The sequence below is a fragment of the Candidatus Palauibacter scopulicola genome, assembly GCF_947581915.1.
GTDB classification, from domain to species: domain Bacteria; phylum Gemmatimonadota; class Gemmatimonadetes; order Palauibacterales; family Palauibacteraceae; genus Palauibacter; species Palauibacter scopulicola.
In genome coordinates, this window is sequence record NZ_CANPWG010000060.1 from 24,066 (window position 1) to 45,453 (window position 21,388).

General features: G+C 68.3%; 19 protein-coding genes. 9 read left to right on the forward strand and 10 right to left on the reverse strand.

The features are described from left to right. Positions 1–31: 31 nt before the first annotated feature. Genes RN743_RS11675 through RN743_RS11695 form a run of 5 tightly spaced genes read right to left on the reverse strand, consistent with a single transcriptional unit; the run spans position 32 to position 5,552 of the window. Positions 32–748: a TorF family putative porin gene (locus RN743_RS11675; RefSeq protein ID WP_310780029.1), complete on the reverse strand. Its 717-nt coding sequence runs from the start codon at positions 746–748 to the stop codon at positions 32–34. Next, positions 745–1,617, reverse strand: coding sequence for a transglutaminase family protein (locus RN743_RS11680; protein WP_310780030.1), 873 nt, complete (start codon positions 1,615–1,617; stop codon positions 745–747). The genes RN743_RS11675 and RN743_RS11680 overlap by 4 nt, the downstream gene beginning before the upstream one ends. After that, positions 1,614–2,612, reverse strand: coding sequence for an alpha-E domain-containing protein (locus RN743_RS11685; RefSeq protein WP_310780031.1), 999 nt, complete (start codon positions 2,610–2,612; stop codon positions 1,614–1,616). The genes RN743_RS11680 and RN743_RS11685 overlap by 4 nt, the downstream gene beginning before the upstream one ends. Positions 2,613–2,618: 6 nt before the next feature. Further along, positions 2,619–4,109 carry a circularly permuted type 2 ATP-grasp protein gene (locus tag RN743_RS11690; RefSeq protein WP_310780032.1) on the reverse strand — a complete coding sequence of 497 codons (1,491 nt, stop codon included), beginning with the start codon at positions 4,107–4,109 and terminating at the stop codon, positions 2,619–2,621. Positions 4,110–4,142: 33 nt separating this feature from the next. Further along, entirely contained in the window at positions 4,143–5,552 is a 1,410-nt protein-coding gene (locus tag RN743_RS11695) for a hypothetical protein (RefSeq protein WP_310780033.1), read from the reverse strand. 186 nt (positions 5,553–5,738) lie between these two features. Here RN743_RS11695 and RN743_RS11700 point away from each other — a divergent pair, with 186 nt between their 5' ends. After that, positions 5,739–6,797: a porin gene (locus RN743_RS11700; protein WP_310780034.1), complete on the forward strand. Its 1,059-nt coding sequence runs from the start codon at positions 5,739–5,741 to the stop codon at positions 6,795–6,797. A gap of 88 nt (positions 6,798–6,885) precedes the next feature. On the opposite strand, the gene RN743_RS11705 is transcribed toward RN743_RS11700, so the two are convergent. Continuing rightward, positions 6,886–7,221 carry an STAS domain-containing protein gene (locus RN743_RS11705; RefSeq protein ID WP_310780035.1) on the reverse strand — a complete coding sequence of 112 codons (336 nt, stop codon included), beginning with the start codon at positions 7,219–7,221 and terminating at the stop codon, positions 6,886–6,888. Continuing rightward, positions 7,211–7,654: an ATP-binding protein gene (locus tag RN743_RS11710; RefSeq protein WP_310780036.1), complete on the reverse strand. Its 444-nt coding sequence runs from the start codon at positions 7,652–7,654 to the stop codon at positions 7,211–7,213. Before RN743_RS11710 ends, RN743_RS11705 begins: the two co-directional genes overlap by 11 nt. 236 nt (positions 7,655–7,890) lie before the next feature. Between RN743_RS11710 and RN743_RS11715 the strand changes: the two genes are divergently transcribed. The 8 genes from RN743_RS11715 to RN743_RS11750 all read left to right on the forward strand — a co-directional run bounded on the left by RN743_RS11715 (position 7,891) and on the right by RN743_RS11750 (position 17,803). Further along, the gene (locus RN743_RS11715; protein WP_310780037.1) at positions 7,891–9,048 is read left to right on the forward strand and encodes a SpoIIE family protein phosphatase; all 1,158 of its coding nucleotides are present in this window, start codon (positions 7,891–7,893) and stop codon (positions 9,046–9,048) included. Continuing rightward, the gene (locus RN743_RS11720) at positions 9,048–10,226 is read left to right on the forward strand and encodes an ABC transporter substrate-binding protein (protein WP_310780038.1); all 1,179 of its coding nucleotides are present in this window, start codon (positions 9,048–9,050) and stop codon (positions 10,224–10,226) included. Before RN743_RS11715 ends, RN743_RS11720 begins: the two co-directional genes overlap by 1 nt. Before the next feature lie 17 nt (positions 10,227–10,243). Further along, positions 10,244–12,454 carry an ATP-binding protein gene (locus RN743_RS11725; RefSeq protein ID WP_310780039.1) on the forward strand — a complete coding sequence of 737 codons (2,211 nt, stop codon included), beginning with the start codon at positions 10,244–10,246 and terminating at the stop codon, positions 12,452–12,454. A 29-nt stretch (positions 12,455–12,483) separates the two neighbouring features. Then, entirely contained in the window at positions 12,484–14,133 is a 1,650-nt protein-coding gene (locus RN743_RS11730) for an amidohydrolase family protein (protein WP_310780040.1), read from the forward strand. Positions 14,134–14,158: 25 nt separating this feature from the next. Further along, positions 14,159–14,809 (forward strand): DUF305 domain-containing protein, encoded by a 651-nt coding sequence (locus RN743_RS11735; RefSeq protein WP_310780041.1) that lies wholly within the window; start codon positions 14,159–14,161, stop codon positions 14,807–14,809. A gap of 38 nt (positions 14,810–14,847) precedes the next feature. Beyond that, complete coding sequence (locus tag RN743_RS11740) at positions 14,848–16,701, forward strand: hypothetical protein (RefSeq protein ID WP_310780042.1); 1,854 nt, start codon at positions 14,848–14,850, stop codon at positions 16,699–16,701. A 155-nt stretch (positions 16,702–16,856) separates the two neighbouring features. After that, entirely contained in the window at positions 16,857–17,336 is a 480-nt protein-coding gene (locus RN743_RS11745) for a hypothetical protein (RefSeq protein ID WP_310780043.1), read from the forward strand. An 11-nt stretch (positions 17,337–17,347) separates the two neighbouring features. Beyond that, entirely contained in the window at positions 17,348–17,803 is a 456-nt protein-coding gene (locus RN743_RS11750; RefSeq protein WP_310780044.1) for a hypothetical protein, read from the forward strand. 99 nt (positions 17,804–17,902) lie between these two features. Here the strand turns inward: RN743_RS11750 and RN743_RS11755 are convergent, their stop codons facing one another. From RN743_RS11755 to RN743_RS11765, 3 genes are read right to left on the reverse strand one after another with little or no spacing between them, the layout of a single operon-like run. Beyond that, positions 17,903–18,721, reverse strand: coding sequence for a tetratricopeptide repeat protein (locus tag RN743_RS11755; RefSeq protein ID WP_310780045.1), 819 nt, complete (start codon positions 18,719–18,721; stop codon positions 17,903–17,905). Beyond that, positions 18,718–20,589: a BatD family protein gene (locus RN743_RS11760; protein ID WP_310780128.1), complete on the reverse strand. Its 1,872-nt coding sequence runs from the start codon at positions 20,587–20,589 to the stop codon at positions 18,718–18,720. The genes RN743_RS11755 and RN743_RS11760 overlap by 4 nt, the downstream gene beginning before the upstream one ends. After that, positions 20,589–21,386 carry a tetratricopeptide repeat protein gene (locus tag RN743_RS11765; protein WP_310780130.1) on the reverse strand — a complete coding sequence of 266 codons (798 nt, stop codon included), beginning with the start codon at positions 21,384–21,386 and terminating at the stop codon, positions 20,589–20,591. The genes RN743_RS11760 and RN743_RS11765 overlap by 1 nt, the downstream gene beginning before the upstream one ends. Positions 21,387–21,388: the final 2 nt, after the last annotated feature.

The following is a 21,388-nucleotide window of genomic DNA, read 5'->3' on the forward strand; positions in this document are numbered from 1 at the left end:
GCGCGGTACTCCCGGGCGCGCCATCGCGTGCTCAGGGCGCGATGCTGAAGCCGAACACGAGGTGCGCCCGGTCCTGGTCGGGATTCAGGATGTACGCGACGCTCACCGGCACGGCGAAGGTCTGGGTGATCGCAAGATCCTTGCTCGCCGTCACCCCCAGGTTGACCACGGCCGCTTCGTGGGTGCCGTAGAAGTCGCTCTCGCCACCCACGAAACCCATGTGCAGCTGCAACCCGACATCCACCCCGGAAATCGCGAAGGGCACGCCCACCTCCCCGTAAAACACTCTGCTCTCGGTGAGCACGCCTCCGAAAAGGGAGATCGGGAACGTCTCCGGCCCCGAGAAGGCGAGCGACATCTCCACCGTGTGCGCCGCACCGGCCCCGAAGCCGGCGCTGGCGTCGGGCGAAGGGAAGTAGTAGTCCGTGATTCCGACCGCGACGGAGAGGCCCGATTCGGCCGTCACCGTGTAGGTCGCCCAGAGGTCGTTTTCGTTGGCCGAGGCGCCCGGGGCGGAGATGGAGTACGAACCCCACGCACCGAACTCGAGCCCTCCGGCCCCGAAGGTGATCGCCGGCTGCACGGCCATGGATTCGCCGAAGTCGACGCCGCGCCACACGTAGCGGCTCACGACGTCGGCCCCGATCGAGACGGATTGCCCCCACACGGGAACGGCGAACGCGAAGAGGGCCGTGACGACGGCGGCGAGCCGGCGGCCCCGGAACCGGAACGAATCAACGCGGATCACGGGCACGATGCTTCTCCTCTCTCAATGGTGACCCGGGTGCGAAGCATCGACTCCGCAGAACCCCGGAAGACGCCGCGAGTGGGCGGAACATCGGCATAATCGCGGCCCACCGCGACCCGCACATGGCGCACATCGCATTGTGTGTCGTTGGTCGGATCGAAGCCGACCCATCCTGCGCCGGGAAACCAGCTCTCGACCCAGGCGTGGCTTTCGCCTCTCGTTACGCCGCCGCCGTCCCCGCTATCCGGACCCAGATAGCCCGACACGTAGCGGGTCGGGATCCCCCAACCCCGCAGGATCGAAGCCATGACGTGAGCGTAGTCCTGGCACACGCCCTCGCGGCTCTCGAGGATGCGCTCGATCGGCGAATCCACGGCGGTCGTACCTGGAATATAATCAAACGACTCGTGGAGCCGGCTCCGCAGCGCCGTGGCGGTCGCCAGCGGATCATCCCCGCGTTCGAGGCCGCGGCTCTCGATGAAGTCGGCGAGGAGCGGCGAGGAGCGGACGAAACGGCTGGGCTGCAGCATCAGTCCGAGTTCGGGAGCCCTCGCCGCGGCGTCGAGCCGGGCCCACGCCTCTTCCCCGACCTCCAGGGGCGCCTCCGGTATCGGACCCACCTCCACGGTCGAACGTCCGACGATCGAGAGACGGCGATGCGTGCCGGGGCGATCGAAGAAGTGGCCCCGGTTGTGGAACGGTCCTTCGAATTCGAACACGGGGCCGGACGGGTCGGTCTCGATCGCGAACCCGCGCACGACCTGCCTTCGGTCCTGCACGGGGTGCAGATGGAGCGTCATGACGGACCCCCGAACCGGCGCGCTGTACACGAACTCGACCGCGTGTTCGATCGTGTAGCGCGCGATCATGACGGGAGCCCCGCGGTCACCGGATAGTCGACGTACGTGGCCTGCACGAGGTCGTGCAGCGTCCGGCTGTCGCGCGTCAGAGGTCCGAAGGGCTCCCCCGCTTCGGCATCGGGTGCGGCATCGGATGCGGCATCCGCCTCGCCCGGATCCAGTTCGAGGGCGGCCGAGATGCGAAGCGCCAGGCGGTGCGGCGCGGCGAGTGGCGGGCGCCCGCCGGCCGGGTCGATGCCCCGCAGCGTGGACTCGATGCGGTCGGTCGCGTAGTGCAGCGAACGGGAGACCTCCGGGTTCCGCATCAGAAAGCCGAGGACGGAACCGCGGTGCAACGTGAGCGACCGGTCCCGGCGGTAGGGTTCGAAGGCGCCGCACACGCGCAACAGGTCGGCCCAGGAGAGGGCCAGGCCGCCACCCTGCGGCCGCGCGATCCGATCCCACACGTCGAGCAGCACGATCTGCTGCTGCAGCCGCTCCACGTAACGGCCGAGTTCGAGGAAGCGCCACGCATCGTCCCGCGCCATGTTGGCGTCCACCACCCCGGCGAGGAGGCGGAGCCGGTCGATCGCCTGGCTCACCAGAGCCGCCGGTCCCTCGCCCCAGGCGTCGGCGAACTCCGTCTCCTGGAGCCAGAGGTACCCCTGGTTCAGGCACACCCACACGCGCAGGGGCAGCCGCGGCCGGATTTCCCTGGCGTTCTCCCGCGCCATCCCCCAGCACGAGATCATCGACGCCGGGTTCGTCGTGTCCTCGACGAGGCCGCCGGTCAACGTGTAGGCGTCCGCGATGAGGAAAGCTTCGGCCTCGTCCACATCGGCCGGCGCCTGGGGAGGCGGCTGACTCAGGGCCCGGTACACGACGCGCCATCCGAGGGCGAGTTCGTCGGCATCCGCATCCACGAGCCGGGTCAACTGGTACTCGAGCAGGCGGGCCGTGTTTTCGGTCCGTTCCGCATAGCGGCCAAGCCAGTAGAAGTTCGCCGCCATCCGGGCCAGCATCATCCGCCGCTACTCACGGAGAATCCATAGATCCTTGCAGCCTCCGCCCTGGCTGGAGTTCACGACGAGGCTCCCCTTGCGCAGCGCGACGCGGCACAGCCCCCCGGGAACGACATGCTGCTCTTCGCTCCCCTGGAGGACGAAGGGGCGCAGGTCCACGTGGCGAGGCTCCAGTCGTCCGTCCACGAAACAGCCCGCCCGGGAAAGGGGCAGCACCGGCTGCGAGATGTAGTTCGCCGGGTCGTTCCGCAGGTGCTCCGCGAACGCCTTGCGCTCAGCCTTCGTCGCGTGCGGGCCCACGAGCATCCCGTAGCCGCCGCTCCCGCCGACCTCCTTGACGACGAGCTCCTTCAGGTTGTCCAGCGTGTAGGCGAGGCCGTCCGGCTCCCGGCAGAGATGGGTTTCCACGTTGGCCAGGATCGGCTCTTCATCCAGGAAGTAGCGGATGATGCGGGGGACGTACGCGTACAACGCCTTGTCGTCCGCCACGCCCGTGCCCGGCGCGTTGGCGAGCACCAGGTTGCCGGCCCGGTAGGCGTGGAAGAGGCCGGCGGCCCCGAGCACGGAGTCGTCGCGGAAAGCGACCGGATCCAGAAAATCGTCGTCGATCCGACGGTAGAGCACGTCGATCCGCCGCAGACCCGCGGCCGTGCGCGCGTACAGCGTCGCGTCGTGCACGACGAGATCCCGCCCCTCCACCAGGTCGACGCCCATCTCGCCGGCCAGAAACGCGTGCTCGTAGTACGCGGAGTTGTATCGGCCCGGCGTCAGCACCGCCATGCGGGGCGTCTCCGCCGTCCGCGAGAGCGACGCGAGCGTCGAGTAGAGGCGCTCCGGGTAGTCCGCCACCTCGCGGACCCCGTACGCCCGATACAGGTAGGGGAAAGCCCATTTCATCGCCGTGCGGCAGGCGAGCATGTAGGAAACGCCCGACGGGACGCGGAGATTGTCCTCCAGCACCGCGAACGTGTCGCCCGCGCGCACGATGTCCGTCCCGCACACGGCGACGTATACGTCGTGCGGCACCCTCATCCCCCGCATCTCGAGACGGTACTGGGGACAGCCGAGCACGAGGTCGACCGGGACGATGCCATCCCGCAGCGACTTCCCGTCGTGGTAGACGTCGTGCAGGAACAGGTTGAGGGCCGCGAGGCGCTGCTTCAGTCCCCGCTCGATGTGATCCCACTCCTCGGCGGTGATGAGGCGCGGCACGCAGTCGATGGGGATGATCTGCTCCGAGACATCTTCGACGCCGAGGACCGTGAACGTGATCCCCTCATGGACGAAACGGCGGTACACGCCGTCCTGGAGCCGCTCCAGGTCTTCCGGAGGGATCCTGGAGAGGGCGGTCCGCAACCGGCGCGCCCGCGCCCTGGGGGTACCGTCCTCGTGAAACAGCTCGTCGTGAAAGGCGGCATCCAGTTCGTAGTGGCGGAAAGGCCCGGACCCCGCCGAGATCGCGGGGTCCGGGTCGGCATAGCCGTGATCGACGAACTTCACCGCCGACATTGAACGCTACCCGTGGGCGGACGCTCAGTCCGCGTCGCGGAAGTCGTTGTCGTCGTCCGGATCCACCATGAGCACGAATTCGGGATAAGCATCGATCCCGAGCTCCGCGGCATCCTGGCCGATGCTCTCGACGCTCCGCGACACGCGAACGCCCAGCGTCCTGTCCAGCACCGTCCAGAAGACCCAGGAAATGAAGAAGACGAACGCGCCGACGGCCGCCACGCCGGTCAGCTGCACGACGAAATCGCCGCCGGCCGCGATGCAGGTGGCGAGCGTGCCCCAGGCTCCGGCGAACAGGTGCGCGGGCACGGCCCCGACCACGTCGTCGATCCGCCGCATCTCCAGCAGCTTCAGCCCGAACATGCACAGGAGGGAGCCGACGGCGCCGATCAGGATCGCCCACAGCGAGTTGGTGATGTTCGGTCCGGCCGTGATCGCCACCATGCCGGAGATCGCCCCGTTGAGCGTGGCGAAGAGGTCGACCCGGCCGAGTATGGACCGGGACAGGCAGAGCGCCGTGATGACGCCGGCCCCGGCGGCGAGGTTCGTGTTCACGAGGATGTTGCTCATCGAAACCGCGTTGACGACGCCCGAGAGGGCGAGTTCGGAGCCGCCGTTGAAGCCGAACCAGCCCATCCAGAGGATGAACACGCCCAGCGTAACCGCGGGGATGTTCGATGGAGGCGTCGCCTTGACGGAGCCGTCCTTGCGGTACTTGCCCCAGCGCGGGCCCACGACGAGCGCGCCGGCGAGCGCCGCCCAGCCGCCGGTCGAGTGCACGATCGTCGAGCCGGCGAAGTCCGTGAAGCCCATCTGTCCGAGCCAGCCGCCGCCCCACGTCCACGCGCCGACGATGGGGTAGATGACCCCGGTGAGCCCGCCCACGAAGACGAAGAAGGTCCAGAGCTTGACCCGCTCGGCCAGCGCGCCGGAGACGATCGAGGCGGTCGTGGCGACGAAGACCATCTGGAAGAACCAGTCCGACATCACGGAGTAGCCGTTCTCCGCGACGGCGGCGGCCGCGCCTTCGTCCCCGCCGATAAGCGCGATCTCGTCTGCGGAGGGGCCGTAGAGGAAGCTGATCGATCCGATCACGCTCCCGACATCGACGTACATGAGGTTGTAGCCGATGACGTAGTACATGAGACCCGCGATGGCGTACAGTCCGATGTTCTTCATGCAGATCATGGACGCGCTCTTGGACCGCACGGACCCGGCTTCCAGCATCGTGAACCCGGCGCACATCCACATCACGAGCACGCCCCAGACGAGGAACGAGTACGTGTTGAGGACGAACCCGAGGTCTCCGGCAACGTCCTGCGCGGCGAGGAACGCCGGCGCCAGTAGGAGGCCCGCGCCGGAGAGCAGCGCGGCGGTTGCAAGGTTCCTTCCCGCCGTGAACCGGCGGGACCAGCGTACCTGATGGGTGCTCACGGCGGCTCCTTCTTCAAACGGGTGTTGTCGCTCGATCATGGCCCTCCGCGACTCTCGATCTAGGTTGCGTCCCTGCTCGGCATCGCGCAACGGGTTCTCGGCGGCCCGGTAGCCGAACGGCGGCAGTCGCTTATCTTCGGGTGTGACCGGGCTACACCGGAATCTTCGACGAGAGGGCATATCATCATGTGGAAACGCTCCATCGGAGTGGTCGCCGCATTTGGGTTGGGGCTCGCGCTCGCCGCCGTCCACCCCCTCCTTGCCCAGGAAATCCGGGCGCGTGGCGGCTCCACCGTGACCGTGGGCGCCCGCGTCCAGGCACAATACGAGGCTTCGAGCGTTGACGAGACGCCGTCATCCTTCTTCATCCGCCGCGCGTGGGTGACGATCGACGGGAGGCTCAACGAGCTCGTCACAGCCAGGGCTCAGTTCAACATCGACGGCGCAGCGGTGCTCGAAGCCTACCTGGAACTCACGCCGAGCGAGGCGCTGCAGATCCAGCTGGGGCAGTTCAAGAAGGGGATGTCGTACTTCTGGCTGGTGCCCAACTCCTGGCTTCCGATCATCGAACGAGACGCCAGGGTCACGGGGGTGGATCACTGCCCCGGCGTCGGGAGCGTATGCACCTTCGGCCGCCTCACCGACGCGCTGGGGCTGGATAACTACGAGCCGGGCATCCTCGCGCAGGGGCGCTTGAGCGACCTCTTCGGCTACCGGTTCACGCTCACCAACGGCGAGGGGATCGGGAACAAGGACGTGAACACGGGGAAGTCGGCCTCGGGCCAGCTCTCGCTCTTCCCCACCGGAGGGGACACGCGCGTGTCCGCCTACTTCGCCCTGGACGAGACGCTCAACAGCCGGGACGAGACGATGGGCGTCCCGGCGATCGGCGCCGAGGTGGAACTCGGGACGTGGCTCGGCGGTCCCCACCTGATCGCCAACGTCCTGCAGGGCCGCAACTGGAAGCTGAACGATGACGCGAAGTTCTCGGCCTTCCAGTTCATGGCCTTCTGGTATCTTCCCACGGCGCCCGAGTCCGGGGTCTCGGGGATCGAGCCGATGCTCCGTGTGAGCTGGGTCGATTCCGGCGCGGAACATCCGGAGAAGGTCACCGGGACGGTGGTCACGCCCGGCGTCATGGTGTACTTCGCGGGCCGAAACGGGATCTCCACCAACGTGGACTTCTACAGCTCTGGCGGCCGGTCGGACTGGTCCTGGAAGGTGCAGGCGTTCGCTTTCTTCTGATCGGGCCCGGACGGGCCGCGACGAATCAACGGATCGGGGGGCGCGCTGGCGATCCGGCGCGCCCCCCGATCCGTTTCCCGGTCTCTTTCTACGTGAAACTCGCCTGAGCTTCCTCGACCGTATCGAAGACCTTGGTCAGCCGCACGAAGCCGCTGACCTCCAGCACTTCGAGGATATTCTCCGGGACTTGGCACAGGGCGAGCCCGCCGCCGGCCTGGTTGGTCTTGCGGATGGCGATCAACAGCGCCCGTAGCCCGGCACTGCTGATGTAGCGCAGGCTTCCGCAATCCAGGACCAGGTTGGTCGCTCCCCCATCGATGATGCCGGAGAGCTCCCCGTCGAAGTCCTTGGCGTTGCTGGAGTCTACGCGCCCGCTGACCACCCCCACGGCGGTATCTCCCGAATAGCTGGTCTCAATGTTCATCTGGCGATTCCTCGCTTCCGGCAGCCCCCAGCGGCTGCCTTAGGGTAAGGCAGTTGAAACCCTCGACCCGCTCGTACGCAAGCGTGTCAATAAAAGACTTCGTCAGGTGGATGCCAAGCCCCCCGATGGGACGATCCTCCGCCGCAAGGCTTATGTCGGGAGTCTCCGCGTCCTCAAGCGGGTTGAAGGACCGGCCGTTATCTCGAATCGTGATCTCAATGTCGGCGTCTCCGAGGCGAATGTCCACCGTGATGACCGGATCATCCGCAACTCCCTCGAATCCATAGGAAATGACGTTCGTCAGAAGCTCGTCCAGCGAGAGCTGAAAACGGAAGACGATGTCGTTGGAAATCCCGCGCTCCAGGCAGAAGCGCTCGACCTCGTCCACCACGCGGCGTGGCTCGCTCGGGTCCGGCTTGACGGCGATCCGCACTCCCGTTCCGCTCCTGTCGGTTGGTTGTCCACTCGCTGTTCCGGGCGCCCCCGGCGCCAAAACCATGCATGCTGCCGAGGTTCGACATATTGCGCGGCCGGTCCCCGGTTGTGGAGATTCCCGCACCGCAGCGCGGGGACCCCCGCGCCAAGATCGACAGGGACGATGACGACTGGACGCGGTTTCGGACAAGGGCGGGAACTCATGACCGACGATTCACCTCAACCGAGGCTTCGATGCCGAAGATCCTGGTAGTAGACGACGAACCCGATCTGGAGCTGCTCCTCCGGCAGAAGTTCCGGCGCCGGATCCGCTCGGGCGAATTCACGCTGGTCTTCGCCCAGAACGGGGTCGAAGCCCTCGCGAAGCTCGACAAGCACGACGATGTCGACCTCGTGCTCTCCGACATCAACATGCCCGAGATGGACGGCCTCACACTCCTGGGGCAGCTGGCCGAACTCGACCGCGACCTCCGCGCCGTCATGGTGACGGCCTACGGGGACATGAAGAACATCCGCACCGCCATGAACCGCGGCGCCTTCGACTTCGTCACGAAGCCGATCGACTTCGGGGACCTGGAAACCACGATCGCCAAGACCCTGGAGCACCTCGCGGTGATGCGAGCCGCGCTGCGCGACCGGGACGCGCTGGTGGCGTTGCGCCAGGAACTCGGCGTGGCGGCGCGGATGCAGGAGTCGATCCTGCCGACGAACTACCCCAGCGACCCGCGCTACGAGCTCCATGCCTGGATGACGCCGGCCCGCGAAGTGGGAGGGGATTTCTACGACTTCTTCCGCCTCGAGGAAGACCACATGGCGATCGTCATGGCCGACGTCTCGGGCAAGGGCGTGCCGGCGGCCTTCTTCATGATGGTGAGCCGCACGCTCCTCAAGGGGACGGCGATCGGCGAGCCGGACCCCTCGGTCTGTCTCGACGAGGTGAACCGGCTTCTCATCAACGAGAACGAGGAGTCGATGTTCGTGACCCTCTTCTACACCAAGTTCAATCCCGTGAACGGTAAGGCCACGTTCGCGAACGCCGGGCACAATCTTCCGTTCCTCATCAAGGCGTCGGGAGAGGTCGAGCAGATCGCCGCCGATCCGGGACTCGTCCTCGGGGTCATGTCGGGGATCGACTTCCCCAGGGGGTCGATCACGCTCGAGCCGGGCGATGCCGTGTTCTTCTACACGGACGGCGTGACGGAGGCGATGAACGAGGATGGCGTCGAACTCGGCGAGAAGGAGCTGGCCGAGGTGCTGGGCGAATGCCACGGCTCGTCGGCGGAAGACATCAACCGCCACGTGATACGGGCGGTGCAGGAACATGCGGGAGAGGCGGACCAGTCCGACGACATCACCTGCCTGACGCTTCGGTACCTGGGGGCAGCCTCCTGATGCAGCGCCGGTTTCTCGCGCTCGCGGCCGTGGTGGCGGCCGGCACGCTGCCGGGCGCCGCCATGTCGCAGCAGAGCGAAGCCGCGGCCGAGGGCGTGCACGCCGATTCCATCGTTTTCGGCCAGTCGGCTGCCCTCGAAGGGCCGGCGGGGGAACTCGGCCGCAACATGAACCTCGGCATCCGGGCCGCGTTCGAGGAGGCCAATCGGGAGGGCGGCGTCCACGGGCGCGCCCTCCGCCTCATCGTCCGCGACGACGGCTACGAACCCGAACCCGCCGTCGCCAACACTCAGGAACTCATCGAGCACGGCGTGTTCGGCCTCATCGGCGCCGTCGGCACGCCGACCTCCGCTGCCGCGGAACCGGGCGCGAGCGACGCCGGCGTCCCCTACATCGGGGCGTTCACGGGCGCCGGCCTGCTGAGGGGCCCGGACCAGCGTTACGTCGTCAACCTGCGCGCGTCCTACGACCAGGAGACGCAGGAGATGGTGGACCGCCTGGTGGAGGACCTCGGATTTGAGCGCATCGCGGTCTTCTACCAGGATGACAACTACGGGCTGGCCGGTCTGACGGGCGTCCGCAGCGCGATGGACGCGCGCGGCATGGCACTCGTCAGCGAGGCCCCCTACATGCGGAACACGCGGGCCGTGAAGCGAGGGCTCCTCGACATCCAGGCCGGCAACCCGCAGGCCGTCATCATCATCGGCGCGTACATCCCCGTGGCGCACTTCATCCGGTGGGCGAGGAAGATCGGCCTCGACGCCCTGTTCGTGAACATCTCCTTCGTCGGCAGCTACGCCCTCCTCGACGAGCTGGGCCGCGCCGGCGACGGCGTCGTCGTGACGCAGGTCGTGCCCTTCCCCCGCGACCCGAGCATCCCCGTGGTGGCGCGCTATCAGGCCGCGTTGCGGGCGGTCGATCCCGCCGCCCGGCCGGGCTTCGTGTCGCTGGAGGGCTACCTGGCCGGGCGGCTGGTCGTGGAGGCGCTGGCGGCCGGCGATCAGGACGTTCTGCCCACGCGGGAGTCCTTCCTCCGCACGCTGGCGGAATCCGGCCCCATCGACCTCGGCGGTTTCACGGTCGAATACGGGGCGGAAGACAACCAGGGCTCTGACCTCGTGTTCCTGACCGTGATTCGGGAGGGAGAGTTCGTGCCCGTAACCCGGCTCTCCCGGTGAGTACCGAGGGCCCTCCGGTGAAACAGAGCGACGAGCGCATCCACCGCGCCTTCGAGTGGGCGCTGGCGCGGCTCCCCGGCCGGCTGGGGGCGCGGGCGCGGGAGGCGACCGGCGGCCGGTTCGGCATCGGCAGCCAGATCGTCGTCGGACTGGGCGGCGGCGTGCTCCTTACGATCAGCGCCATCCTCCTCGCGCTCCTCCTCATGACCATCGTGGAGCGGGGACAGAGCGAGGTCACGCAGGAACAGATCCCCTCGCTCCTCGCGGGCCACCGCGTGACGCAGCACAGCGAGGGGCTCCTGCGCGCATCCCCGCAGCTCCTGTCGGCCGCCGACCCCGCGACGCTGGCGGACGTCCGGGCCGCCGTCCTGCTGGAGCAGGACAGCCTCCAGTACTGGGTCGGCGAGGTCGGCGGCGGAGCGGGCATGGATGCGGATGTCGCGGGCCTGGCCGAAGACCTGGTGGCGAACATCAACGAGATCTACGAGTCGGTCAACAACCGGATGACGTACGCGGCCCGGCTCGCCGAGATGGCGACGACCGTCGAGGAGACCGGACTCCGTCTCCAGTCGGTGCTCGAGGAGGCGATCGACGACCAGTATTTCTTCATGAGCACGGGGCTCCGCCAGCTGACGGACGTTCCGGCGCCGAATTCCCAGCGCCAGGCGTTCGACGAAATCGAGCAACTCGACGGCCTCCTGAACTTCAAGGCGTCGCAGAACCAGGCGATCACGCTCATCCAGCAGGCCTTCACCGAGACCGATGCGGAGCAGTTGCTCGCCAACCAGGGACGCGTGGAGACCGCCCTCCGCGACGTGAGGGCGACGCTGCCCAGGATCCGCCCGCTCCTGAGGGAGACGCTGGCCGACGCGGTGAGCGTCCCCAGCGAGCTGTACGGAGGTTCCGCCGGCATCTTCCAGACCCGGCGGCGGGAACTGGAGGAGGTCGGCCGGGCCGAGGACCTGCTCGAGCGCAACCGGCAGACGACGGCGGAACTCGACATGGGGGTCCGGGCGCTCATGGAACGCGTCGAGGAGACCGCCCGCGATGCGGCCAGCCGCTCCGAGTTCCTCGTGCAACTGGGGTTCTGGTTCCTCCTCGCCGTGATCCTGTTCACGATCGGCGCGGCCCGCGTCGCCTGGAAGACGTTCGGCCGCTCCCTCATCGTCCGATTGAACAGCCTGTTCGCGACCACGCGGCGCATGTCCGAGGGCGACCTCGAAGTGAAGGTGGAGGTCGAGGGGAACGACGAGGTCACCGACATGGCGCACGCGCTGGAGGTGTTCCGCAAGCACGCCCTCGAGGTGCAGCGGCTGAACCTGGTCGAGAAGCTGGCGCAGGAGGTGCAGACGAAGAACGAGGCGCTGGAGCAGACGCTCGACGACCTCCGGCGTACGCAGGAACAGGTCATTACGCAGGAGAAGCTGGCCTCGCTCGGCGCCCTCACGGCGGGGGTCGCCCACGAGATCCGCAATCCGCTCAACTTCGTGAACAACTTCGCGGTTCTGTCGAAGGAATTGATCGACGAACTGAAGGAGGAGCTGAACGAGGTCGCGGAGGGGAACGCGGAGATGGACCGCGAGTTCATCGATGAGGTCCTCGGCGACCTCGAGATGAACGTGACCAAGGTTCGGGAGCACGGAGGCCGGGCCGACCGCATCGTGGAGGGGATGCTGGCTCATTCGCGCGACGAGGCCGGCGCCGCGGAGACCATCGACGTCAACCAGCTGGTCGACGAGTACGCGAAGCTCGCCTACCACGGTTTGCGCGGCACGGACTCCTCCTTCAACGTGACGCTGGACCGCGATTTCGATGACGAAGCCGGCGAGGTCACCGGCATCGCCCGCGACCTCAGCCGGGTCTTCCTGAACATCGTGACCAACGCCTGTCACGCGACGGCCGCCCGCAAGGAGGAGGAGGAGGAGGACGCCGACTATTCTCCCACCGTCGCGCTCAGGACGAGGGGCTACGACGACCACGTCATCGTGTCGATCCGGGATAACGGCACCGGCATTCCGGACTCCATCGTCCGGAAGATCTTCGAGCCGTTCTTCACGACGAAGTCGGGGACGCAGGGAACCGGGCTCGGGCTGTCGATCTCCCGCGACATCGTCGTGGGCCACGGCGGCGAGCTCGAGGTGGAGAGCGAGCCGGGCGAGTTCACCGAGTTCCGGGTCAAGCTGCTCCGCGAGAGCAACATTTCCGAAGTGGCGGCGGCCGTGACATGAGGGTTCGCCGCATGGATCATGGAGGGATCATGAGAACGAAACGGTATTGCCGGGTCATCCTGACGGCGGCCGGGGTCTTCCTCCTCGGCGCGGGATCGCTGCTCGCGCAAGTCGGCCGCCCGGAAACGACGCCACGCGGCGCCGACGAGGGCGACGGCCCCTACGACCGCCTGATTCTTCGCGGCGTCACGATCATCGATGGAACGGGCGCGCCGCCGCAGGGCCCCGTGGACATCGTCATCGAGGGCGACCGCATCGTCTCCGTCAACACTGTCGGCTTCCCGGGTCTCGACATCAGCGAGGATCGCCGGCCCGACGTGGAAATCGAGGACGATCCCGGCGCGAACGTGCACGAGGTCGACCTCTCCGGGCACTTCGTCATGCCCGGCTTCGTCGACATGCACGCCCACACCGGCGGCCTCCCCAAGGCGCCGCAGCCCGAGTACGTCTACAAGCTCTGGATGGCGCACGGGATCACGACCTCCCGCGGCGTGGGCCACGGGCCGATGATGTGGTCGCTCGAGGAGAAGGCGAAGGCGGCGCGCAACGAGATCGTCGCCCCGCGCATGTACACCTACGTGCGGCCCGGCGAGGCCTGGGGCCAGGGGCTGGTGCACTCGCCCGAGACGGCGCGCGAATGGGTGCGCTGGGCGGCGGCGCAGGAAGTCGACGGACAGAAGATCGACGGGCTCAAGCTGGGCTCGTACGACCCGCCGATCATGGAGGCGCTGATCGACGAGGCGCGGCAGCACGGGCTCGGCACCGTGGCCCACCTCGGCCAGATGGGCGTGGGGCGGATGACCGCGCTCGACGCGGCCGAGATCGGGCTCGACATGATGACCCACTACTACGGCCTGTTCGAGTCCATGCTGTCCGACTACAGCGTCCAGGACTGGCCGCTCGACTACAACTACCAGAACGAGCAGCACCGCTTCGGCAACGTGGCCCGGCTCTGGGACCAGGTCGACGGCCCCGGCTCCGAGAGCTGGAACGCGCTCCAGGAGCGCTTCCTCGAACTCGGGTTCGGGATCGATCCGACGATGACGATCTACGAGGCGAGCCGCGACGTGATGGCCGCCCGCAACGCGGACTGGCACGAGGAGTACACGCTCCCCAGCCAGTGGGACTTCTATCAGGCAAGCCGTGCCGCGCACGGCTCGTACTGGTTCTACTGGGGCACGGAGGAAGAGGTCGCGTGGCGGAACTTCTACAAGGTGTGGATGCAGTTCCTCAACGAGTTCAAGAACCGCGGCGGCCGGGTGACGACGGGCTCGGACTCGGGCTTCATCTACAAGCTGTACGGCTTCGACTACATCCGGGAGTTCGAACTGCTGCGCGAGGCCGGCTTCCACCCGGTGGAAGTCATCCGCTCGGCGACCCTGCACGGGGCGCAGGAGCTGAACGATCCCAAGGGACTGCCGCCCGACTTCGGGATGATCCGCCCCGGGCTCAAGGCCGATTTCGTCGTCGTCGAGGAGAACCCGCTTCAGAACCTGAAGGTCCTGTACGGAAACGGCGCGCTGAAGCTCAACGACGAGACCGGCGAGACGGAGCGCGTCGGCGGCATCAAGTACACGATCAAGGACGGCATCATCTACGACGCGCAGCGGATGCTGGCCGACGTGCGCGAGATGGTGCGGGCGGCGAAAGCCCAACTTGCGACGGAGGACGACGATTAGCGGCCGACGGGCGGAGGGCTCTGGAATGAAGTTCGCGCGCGGGGCCGGGCTCCTGCTCGTGGCGCTGGCCGCGTGCCGCGGCGACGCGGGCGAGGGGGAGGGGGAGGCACGGACGGTCCAGCCCGGCGCCCCCGGCGAGGCCACGCGCGTCCTGACGGTGGAGGAAGCCGCATCCCTCGAGAGCATCACGCACACGGAGGCGGACGTACGGTTCATGCAGGGGATGATCCCGCATCACGCCCAGGCGCTGGAGATGGCCGCCCTCATTGCGGAGCGGACGGACCACGAGGGACTGCACCTGCTCGGGCGCCGGATCGAGATCTCCCAGCGGGACGAGATCGCGTGGATGACGCGCTGGCTCGAGCGCCGCGGCGAGACGGCTCCGATGATGGGGACCGGACATGCGCACGGACTCGGCGAGGGCGAACTCATGCCGGGGATGCTGTCCCGCGAGGAGATGGACGCCCTCGCCGCTGCACACGGCGCCGAGTTCGACCGGCTCTTCCTGGAGGGCATGATCAAGCATCATCAGGGCGCCCTGATGATGGTGGCGGAACTGTTCGACAGTCCTGGCGGAGGCCAGGAGACGGAGATCTTCCGGTTCGCGGCGGATGTGGACGCGGACCAGGACATGGAGATCCTGCGCATGAGCGACATGCTGAACGCGATTCCATGAGCGCTCATCGACGATTCACGGAGGCAGGAGGTAGGAAGATGTCACGCAGAGAGACCTTGACCGTGGGACGGCGGATCGGCCGCCCGGCGGTGGCGTTGTTCGCGTTGGCGTTCGGCTGGCTGGCCGGCGCGGATGCCCTGGCGGCCCAGGACCCGCCGCCACCCCCTCCGGAGGCCGTCTGGGAGTGGGATCCGGACGATCCGCGCATCGGGCTCGCGCCGGGCCTCCACGATGCCGGCATGGCGATCGGCAACCTCGAGCGGCTGATCAGCCTCCCGAAGCCCGATCCCTTCCTCACCGACGAGGCGGGCGGACGCGGCCCGACGAACTCGGACCTGGCCTTCCAGGGGGACCTCGTCTTCCAGGGCAGCTACTGGGGCTTCCAGGTGTTCGACGCCTCGGATCCGGCCCAGCCCGAACTCGTCGTCGCGGTCGTGTGCCCGGGCGGACAGGGTGACGTCAGCGTGCACGAGAACCTCCTCTTCATGTCGGTCCAGCAGACGTCGGCCCGGCTCGACTGCGGCACCGAGGGGGTCCAGGACAGCGTCAGCACCATGCGCCTGCAGGGGATCCGGATCTTCGACATCTCCGACATCGGGAATCCGCGCCAGGTGAAGACCGTGCAGACGTGCCGCGGCTCGCACACGCACACGCTCGTCACCGACCCCAACGACAACTCGCGCGTCTACATCTACGTTTCGGGCACGGGACGCGTCCGTTCGGGCAGCGAACTCGAGGGCTGCTCCGGCCAGCCGGCCGAGGAGGACGAGAACACGGCGCTGTTCCGGATCGAGATCATCGAAGTGCCGGTGGATGCGCCGGAGGATGCCGAAGTCGTCAACATGCCGCGCATCTTCGCCGACCCCGAGACCGGGGATATCGCGGGGCTGTGGGCGGGAGGCGACCACGGCGAAGGCACGCAGGCGTCCCGTCTCACGAACCAGTGCCACGACATCACCGTGCGCTCGGATCTGGGGCTCGCCGCCGGAGCCTGCGCGGGGAACGGCATCCTGCTGGACATCTCCGACCCCGAGAATCCGACCCGCATCGACCAGGTCGTCGACCCGAACTTCGCCTACTGGCATTCGGCGACCTTCAACAACGACGGAACGGCGATCGTGTTCACGGACGAGTGGGGCGGCGGCGGAGCGCCGCGCTGCCGCGGCTCCGATCCGGAGACGTGGGGCGCCAACGCGATCTTCACGATCCGCGACCGCAAGATGGAGCTGGCGGGCTACTACAAGCTGCCGGTGCCGCAGACGGAGCAGGAGAACTGCGTGGCCCACAACGGGTCCATGATCCCGGTGCCCGGCCGCGACATCATGGTGCAGGGCTGGTACCAGGGCGGCCTGTCGATCTTCGACTTCACGGATCCGGAGAATCCGTTCGAGATCGCCTATTTCGACCGTGGCCCTCTCGACGCGGTGGAGATGCTGAGCGGCGGCTACTGGTCGGCGTACTGGCACAACGGTGCGATCTACGGCGCGGAGATCGCGCGCGGCGTGGACGTGTTCCAGCTCGCCGCCAGCGAGCACCTGTCGCAGGCGGAGATCGACGCCGCGATGTCGGTGATGGTCGGCGACTCGAACGTGCAGAACCAGGAGCGGTTCGACTGGCCCGCGAGCTTCGCGGTCGCGCGGTCGTACCTGATCCAGATGCAGCGCAACAGCGGCATCCGGGCCGAGCGCGGGGAGCGGGTGGCGGCGCTGCTCGACATGGCGGAGAGCCAGTCCGGCGCCGAGCGGAACGCCACGCTCGATGAACTGAACGCGGTGGCCGCCGAACTCGACGAGGACGCGCGTCTCGCCGCCAACGCGGCGGCGCCGGGAGATGCGCGGCGCCTGGCGCTGCTGGCCGACGCGATCCGCGACCTGACGGCCTCGCTGCGCTGAGCCTGGCCTGGCACGGGTAGCTCCGGGGGTCTTTCGGGCGGCCCCCGGAGCGAATTCCTGCCGGCGCGAATTTCTGCCGGCGCGGAACCCGGAGCGCGCGGGACCGTATGACGGTGTGACCACGTCGAGTTGAGCAGGTCCCGCGAAGCGAGCCCGTGACGAACCACGACACCCTGACCGATCCACCCCCCGCCGGCGAATTGACCCGAGGCATCGTCCCCGGAGGCACCTTCCTCGCCGATTTCCTCTACCCCGAACCGGCGGAGCGCCGCGTCGGGGCAATCATCGGCTGGTGGGAGAAACGCCGCCTCCCCTACAACCTCATCGTCGGAGGGACCGGACTCGTGACGATGGCGTTCGGCGCGGCGCTCACGGCGGTGGTCGCGACGCTTCAACCGGTCGACCTGGTCCGCGGGGCGATCTGGTGGGCCGTGTGGGCGAACGTGTGCTATTCGCTGGGTCCCGTCGTCGAGATCGCGCTCCAGAAGCTGTTCGGCGAACGGCTCCTTCCGACCGGTCCCCTTCTCTTCCGGGCGGGCGTGACCATCGCCGTCGGCGTCACGCTGCTGCCCATCATCCCCCTCACGATCGGATTCGTCCTGAACTTCCTCGGGCTGCTCGGACCAGCGGGATGAAGCCCGACGCCATGACGGATTCGACGTCCCCTGCCGGCGGAATCCCGCGGGGCAGCGTCCCCGGAGGCACCTTCCTCGCGGACTTCCTGTACCCGGCTCCGGCGGAGCGCCGGGTCGGGGCGATCATCGGCTGGTGGGAGAAGCGCCGGCTCCCCTACAACCTCATCGTCGTCGGAACCGGACTTGTGACGATGACCGTCGGCTCGCTGATCATGGCCTTGAACGGAGAATTCGAACCGCTCGTGTGGTTCCGGGTCGGTGTTTTCTGGCTGGTTGCGGCTAACGTGAGCTATACGCTGGGTGCCGCGATCGAGATCGCACTCGATAAGTTATTCGGCCGCGGAGTCCTTCCCGCCGGCCCTCTACTCTTCCGGGCCGGAGTGACCGCTTCCGTCGGCGCAACGCTGTTCCCCATCATCTTCATCGTGCTGGGGTACATTGCGATGAGTCTGGGCATCGGTTTCTGACCGCGGCACGTCCTTCGCGTTCCCGCGGGAACGTTCCGAAGCCGGTGACACTCGTCTTGCTCACGCCGCTCGAACGCAGCGAGGCTCTTGCCGAGCCGGCTAGATCGTTTCGAGGTCTCCGGCTCGTACCCAGCCCACCTTGCCGTCTTCCAGCACGATCTCGAGCCAGTCGCTCGATCTCCGGTCGATCCGGACGACGGCCCCCTCGTGGATCGTGAACAACTGCAGCGAAGGATCGTCGGAGGGCGCGCTCTGAACGGCGGCCTCCGTCTGCAGGATCACCCCGCGTTCCGCGCGCCCGATGCCGAAGTCGCGGATCAGGAGGTTCGTGCCGACAACGACGGTGAGCGCGGCGGCGGCGATGGCGGCGTGGCGGGTCCAGCGCGGCGGCCCGGTGGAGAGCAGCCGGTAGAGCAGGATGGACGCCAGCCCCAGGTAGCCCAGCGCCAGGATCGCGATGAGCCACCCGCGCGGCACGAGTTGCACCGCCCACGTGACGAGGCGGGGCACCCAGAATCCGGGAAGCGGCGTGATCTGGTCGGCGGTCATGGAGCGCGCGAGTTCCAGGTTCGTGCGCACGCTCTCATCCCGGGGCAGTGCGACGCTGGCGCGCTCGTAGAAGAGGATCGCCCGGCCCAGTTCGCCGAGCCTGAAGTAGGCGTTGCCGATGTTGTAGTGGAGTTCGCCGCTCTCGAACCCGTCCTCGTACAGCCCGAGCCAGGCCTCGATCGCTCCCTCATGGTCTCCGGCCTGGTAGAGGCTGTTCCCCGCCTGGAACCGGTCGGCGGGAGCCGAGGCGGGCACGGCATCCTGGGGGGCGGGGAACCCGGTCGCTGAAGCCGGAGCGGTGACCGAGGCGAAAGCGAGCACGGCGGTTGCCAGCCCGTACCGGCGCCCGAGGGCTCGAAGGGCCATCATCGGAGTTCTCCCGCGAGGGCGGACAGCACGGACTCGGCGCGGGCCAGAAAGGCCTTGCGTTCCTCGATCTCGGCGCCGACCGGGGCGAACCGCTGCCGGTCGCAGGCTTCGAGTACGGCGAAATACTCTTCGACGGCGGGCTCGCGGGCGCCGCGGCGGAGCAGAGCGGCGCGCAGGTCGTCGCGGATCATCCCGGCGGCGGAGGTGTCGAGCTTGTCGGCCACGAACCCCTCCAGCGCCTGGGCGGTCTCGGCGTAGAAGGCGCGCGCATCGTCGCCCCCCGCGAGCCCCGCCGCCCGGGCGAGGCGCTTCTTCGCCACGCGGGCGGCCCGGCGGTCGCGGGCGTAGGCCTGGTCGCCGGCGAGCCGGTCGCGGCGGCGGCGCAGCCCGGCCGCGCCCGCGACCATGCCGACGGGCGCAAGCGCGACGACCCAGAACCATGCCCGGTCGAACAGCGTCTCACCCCGGCGGCGGAAGCGCGGCGTGTCCATCCGGATGAAGCGGATGTCCGAGCGCAGCGCCTCGACGGAGCCGCGCGCGCGTGCTCCCGGCAGCGCGTCCTCGACGGCCCGGCCCGTGACCCGCAACTCGACCGGCGCCGCCGAAGCGATCTCGTACCGGTCCTCCGCTGCGTCGTAGTACCCCATGTCGACGCCCGGTATCGTCAGCACGCCGGGCGCCCGCGGGATGAGGACGTACTCCCAGGTCCGCGTCCCGGAGACGCCCGAGTCGGCGGTCCGCAGACGATCCGACACCTCGGGCGGAAAGGCCTCCACGGTCGGCGGGAAGGCGAGTTCCGGCGGCGCCAGCGCCTTCAGGTTGCCGGAGCCCGACACCTCCACCCGCAGCGTGGCCGCCTCGTTCGCGGCCAGGCTGTCCCGGTCGACGGAACTCGCGACCGCCAGATCCCCCACGAGACCCGTGAAGTCCGCGGGCCGGCCCTCGGCGGGGAGGGGGAGCACTTCGATCTCGACCGGACGGGAAGCGGCGCCCGCCGCCAAGACGTCTCCGAACAGGGAACTCCGGTTGAAGAACCCCCCGAACACATCGTCGAACGGATCGCGTGACCGCCGCTGCACGCGGACCTGCGCCTCGATCGCGAGCGGTTCGAGCGTCTTTGTGCCCGGCCCCGTCGGGTACAGGGCCACCTTCCGAATCACCGCGGTGGCGTACGCGACCTCGTCGCGCACGATCTGCTCGACCTCCGGCTGCTGCGGGAGTTCGAACTCCTCGACCCAGAAGCCCGCCGTGCCGGGGAGCCGCGTGACCCCGTAGGAACTCACGTTGACGCGCGTGAAGAGCCGGTATTCGACGATGACCGGCTCGTTCTCCCGCACGCGGCGCTTGTCCGGCTCGGCCACGATGAAGAGGTCGTCCGGGCCGATGGTTCCCGGATCGGAGGGCTGCCCCGCGGGCGCGCCCCCCGCGCCAGGTGTCGGCGGAGGAGCCGACGACACGCGCAGGCTCAATGGCTCCGTCGCAAGCGTCTCGCCCCCCGCCTCGACCGTCACCGGCCCGATCTCGAACGTCCCCTCCATCGTCGCCTGGAAACGGTACTGCACCGTGAGCGAGACGGTCGTCTGGCCGTTCACGATCCGGACCGAACTCTGGGTCCCGCTGCTGAGGAAGGCGGCGAAGCCGCCCATGTCCGGAAGGGCCGGGTCCTGGTCGAAGCGCTGGACGCCCTCCAGGACGACGTTGAGGGTGAAGGTCTGCCCCACCCCGACCTCCCCGCGGTCGAGGTGCGCGGAGGCCGTGACACCCTGCCCGGAGAGTGACCCCGGACCCAGAAGGCAGGCCATGAGCGAGCCGAGCGCGACGCCCGTGGCCGGACGCCCGTGGCGGGCCGGGAGTCCACCGCGTCGCATCACCAGTCCCTGCGCGGCCTCGTGCCGCGCGTCGGCGTGCGCGGCTGGCGGTTCACTTCATCCTGGTCCTCCTGGATCGCGCTCAGGAGCCGCTCGGCCTCCTCTCTTGTCATCTCGCCCGGAGGCGGCGTTCCCTCCTGCGGCTGCGGCTCCGATTCGTCCGGCTCCTGCCCGGGATTCGGCTGGTTCTGCGGATCCTGGTTCTGCTCCGGGTCCTGTTCGGGATCCGGGTTCTGCTCGCCGCCCTCCGGTGGCGGCTCGCCCTCGTCTTCGTTTTCTTCGTCGTCCCCCTCGTCGTTCTCTCCGTCGCCCTGCTGCTGCTCTTGCTGCTGCTGTTGCTCCTGCTCCTGCATCTGTTCGAGGACGCGCTCGAGGTTGTGCTTGGCGTCGGCGTCGGCCGGGTCGGCCCGCAGCGCCTGCTTGAAGGCCTCCAGGCTCTCGGGCAGCGCTCCCTGCCGGTAGAGCGTGTTCCCGAGGTTGTACCATGCGGCGGCCGCCAGCTCCGGGTCCCCGCTCTCCACCGCGGCGCGGAAGGACTCCAGCGCGGGCTCGTAGTTCTCGCCCTGGTAGAGCGCGTTCCCATCGTTGAAACGGATGACGGGGGAGTCGGGGGCCTCGAGGAGCGCCTCCAGGTACTTCTCGTGCGCCTCGGCGAAACGTCCCTCCTCGTAGAGGCGGTTCCCCTCGCGCGTCTCCGCGCGTCCCGCCTGCGCGCGGATGTCAGCCGGAGCCGCGGCCGCAGCCGCAAGCATCGCGGTGACCGCGGGCAGCCACAGCCGCCCCATGCCGCCGCACATCG

What these genes read in the sequence shown, in the direction of transcription:
- RN743_RS11680 (WP_310780030.1), bottom strand. Translation starts at nt 1,617, where the DNA reads ATGATCGCGCGCTACACGATCGAACACGCGGTCGAGTTCGTGTACAGC.
- RN743_RS11685 (WP_310780031.1), bottom strand. Translation starts at nt 2,612, where the DNA reads ATGATGCTGGCCCGGATGGCGGCGAACTTCTACTGGCTTGGCCGCTAT.
- RN743_RS11700 (WP_310780034.1), top strand. Translation starts at nt 5,739, where the DNA reads ATGTGGAAACGCTCCATCGGAGTGGTCGCCGCATTTGGGTTGGGGCTC.
- RN743_RS11705 (WP_310780035.1), bottom strand. Translation starts at nt 7,221, where the DNA reads ATGAACATTGAGACCAGCTATTCGGGAGATACCGCCGTGGGGGTGGTC.
- RN743_RS11715 (WP_310780037.1), top strand. Translation starts at nt 7,891, where the DNA reads ATGCCGAAGATCCTGGTAGTAGACGACGAACCCGATCTGGAGCTGCTC.
- RN743_RS11720 (WP_310780038.1), top strand. Translation starts at nt 9,048, where the DNA reads ATGCAGCGCCGGTTTCTCGCGCTCGCGGCCGTGGTGGCGGCCGGCACG.
- RN743_RS11730 (WP_310780040.1), top strand. Translation starts at nt 12,484, where the DNA reads ATGAGAACGAAACGGTATTGCCGGGTCATCCTGACGGCGGCCGGGGTC.
- RN743_RS11735 (WP_310780041.1), top strand. Translation starts at nt 14,159, where the DNA reads ATGAAGTTCGCGCGCGGGGCCGGGCTCCTGCTCGTGGCGCTGGCCGCG.
- RN743_RS11740 (WP_310780042.1), top strand. Translation starts at nt 14,848, where the DNA reads ATGTCACGCAGAGAGACCTTGACCGTGGGACGGCGGATCGGCCGCCCG.
- RN743_RS11750 (WP_310780044.1), top strand. Translation starts at nt 17,348, where the DNA reads ATGACGGATTCGACGTCCCCTGCCGGCGGAATCCCGCGGGGCAGCGTC.
- RN743_RS11755 (WP_310780045.1), bottom strand. Translation starts at nt 18,721, where the DNA reads ATGATGGCCCTTCGAGCCCTCGGGCGCCGGTACGGGCTGGCAACCGCC.
- RN743_RS11760 (WP_310780128.1), bottom strand. Translation starts at nt 20,589, where the DNA reads ATGCGACGCGGTGGACTCCCGGCCCGCCACGGGCGTCCGGCCACGGGC.
- RN743_RS11765 (WP_310780130.1), bottom strand. Translation starts at nt 21,386, where the DNA reads ATGTGCGGCGGCATGGGGCGGCTGTGGCTGCCCGCGGTCACCGCGATG.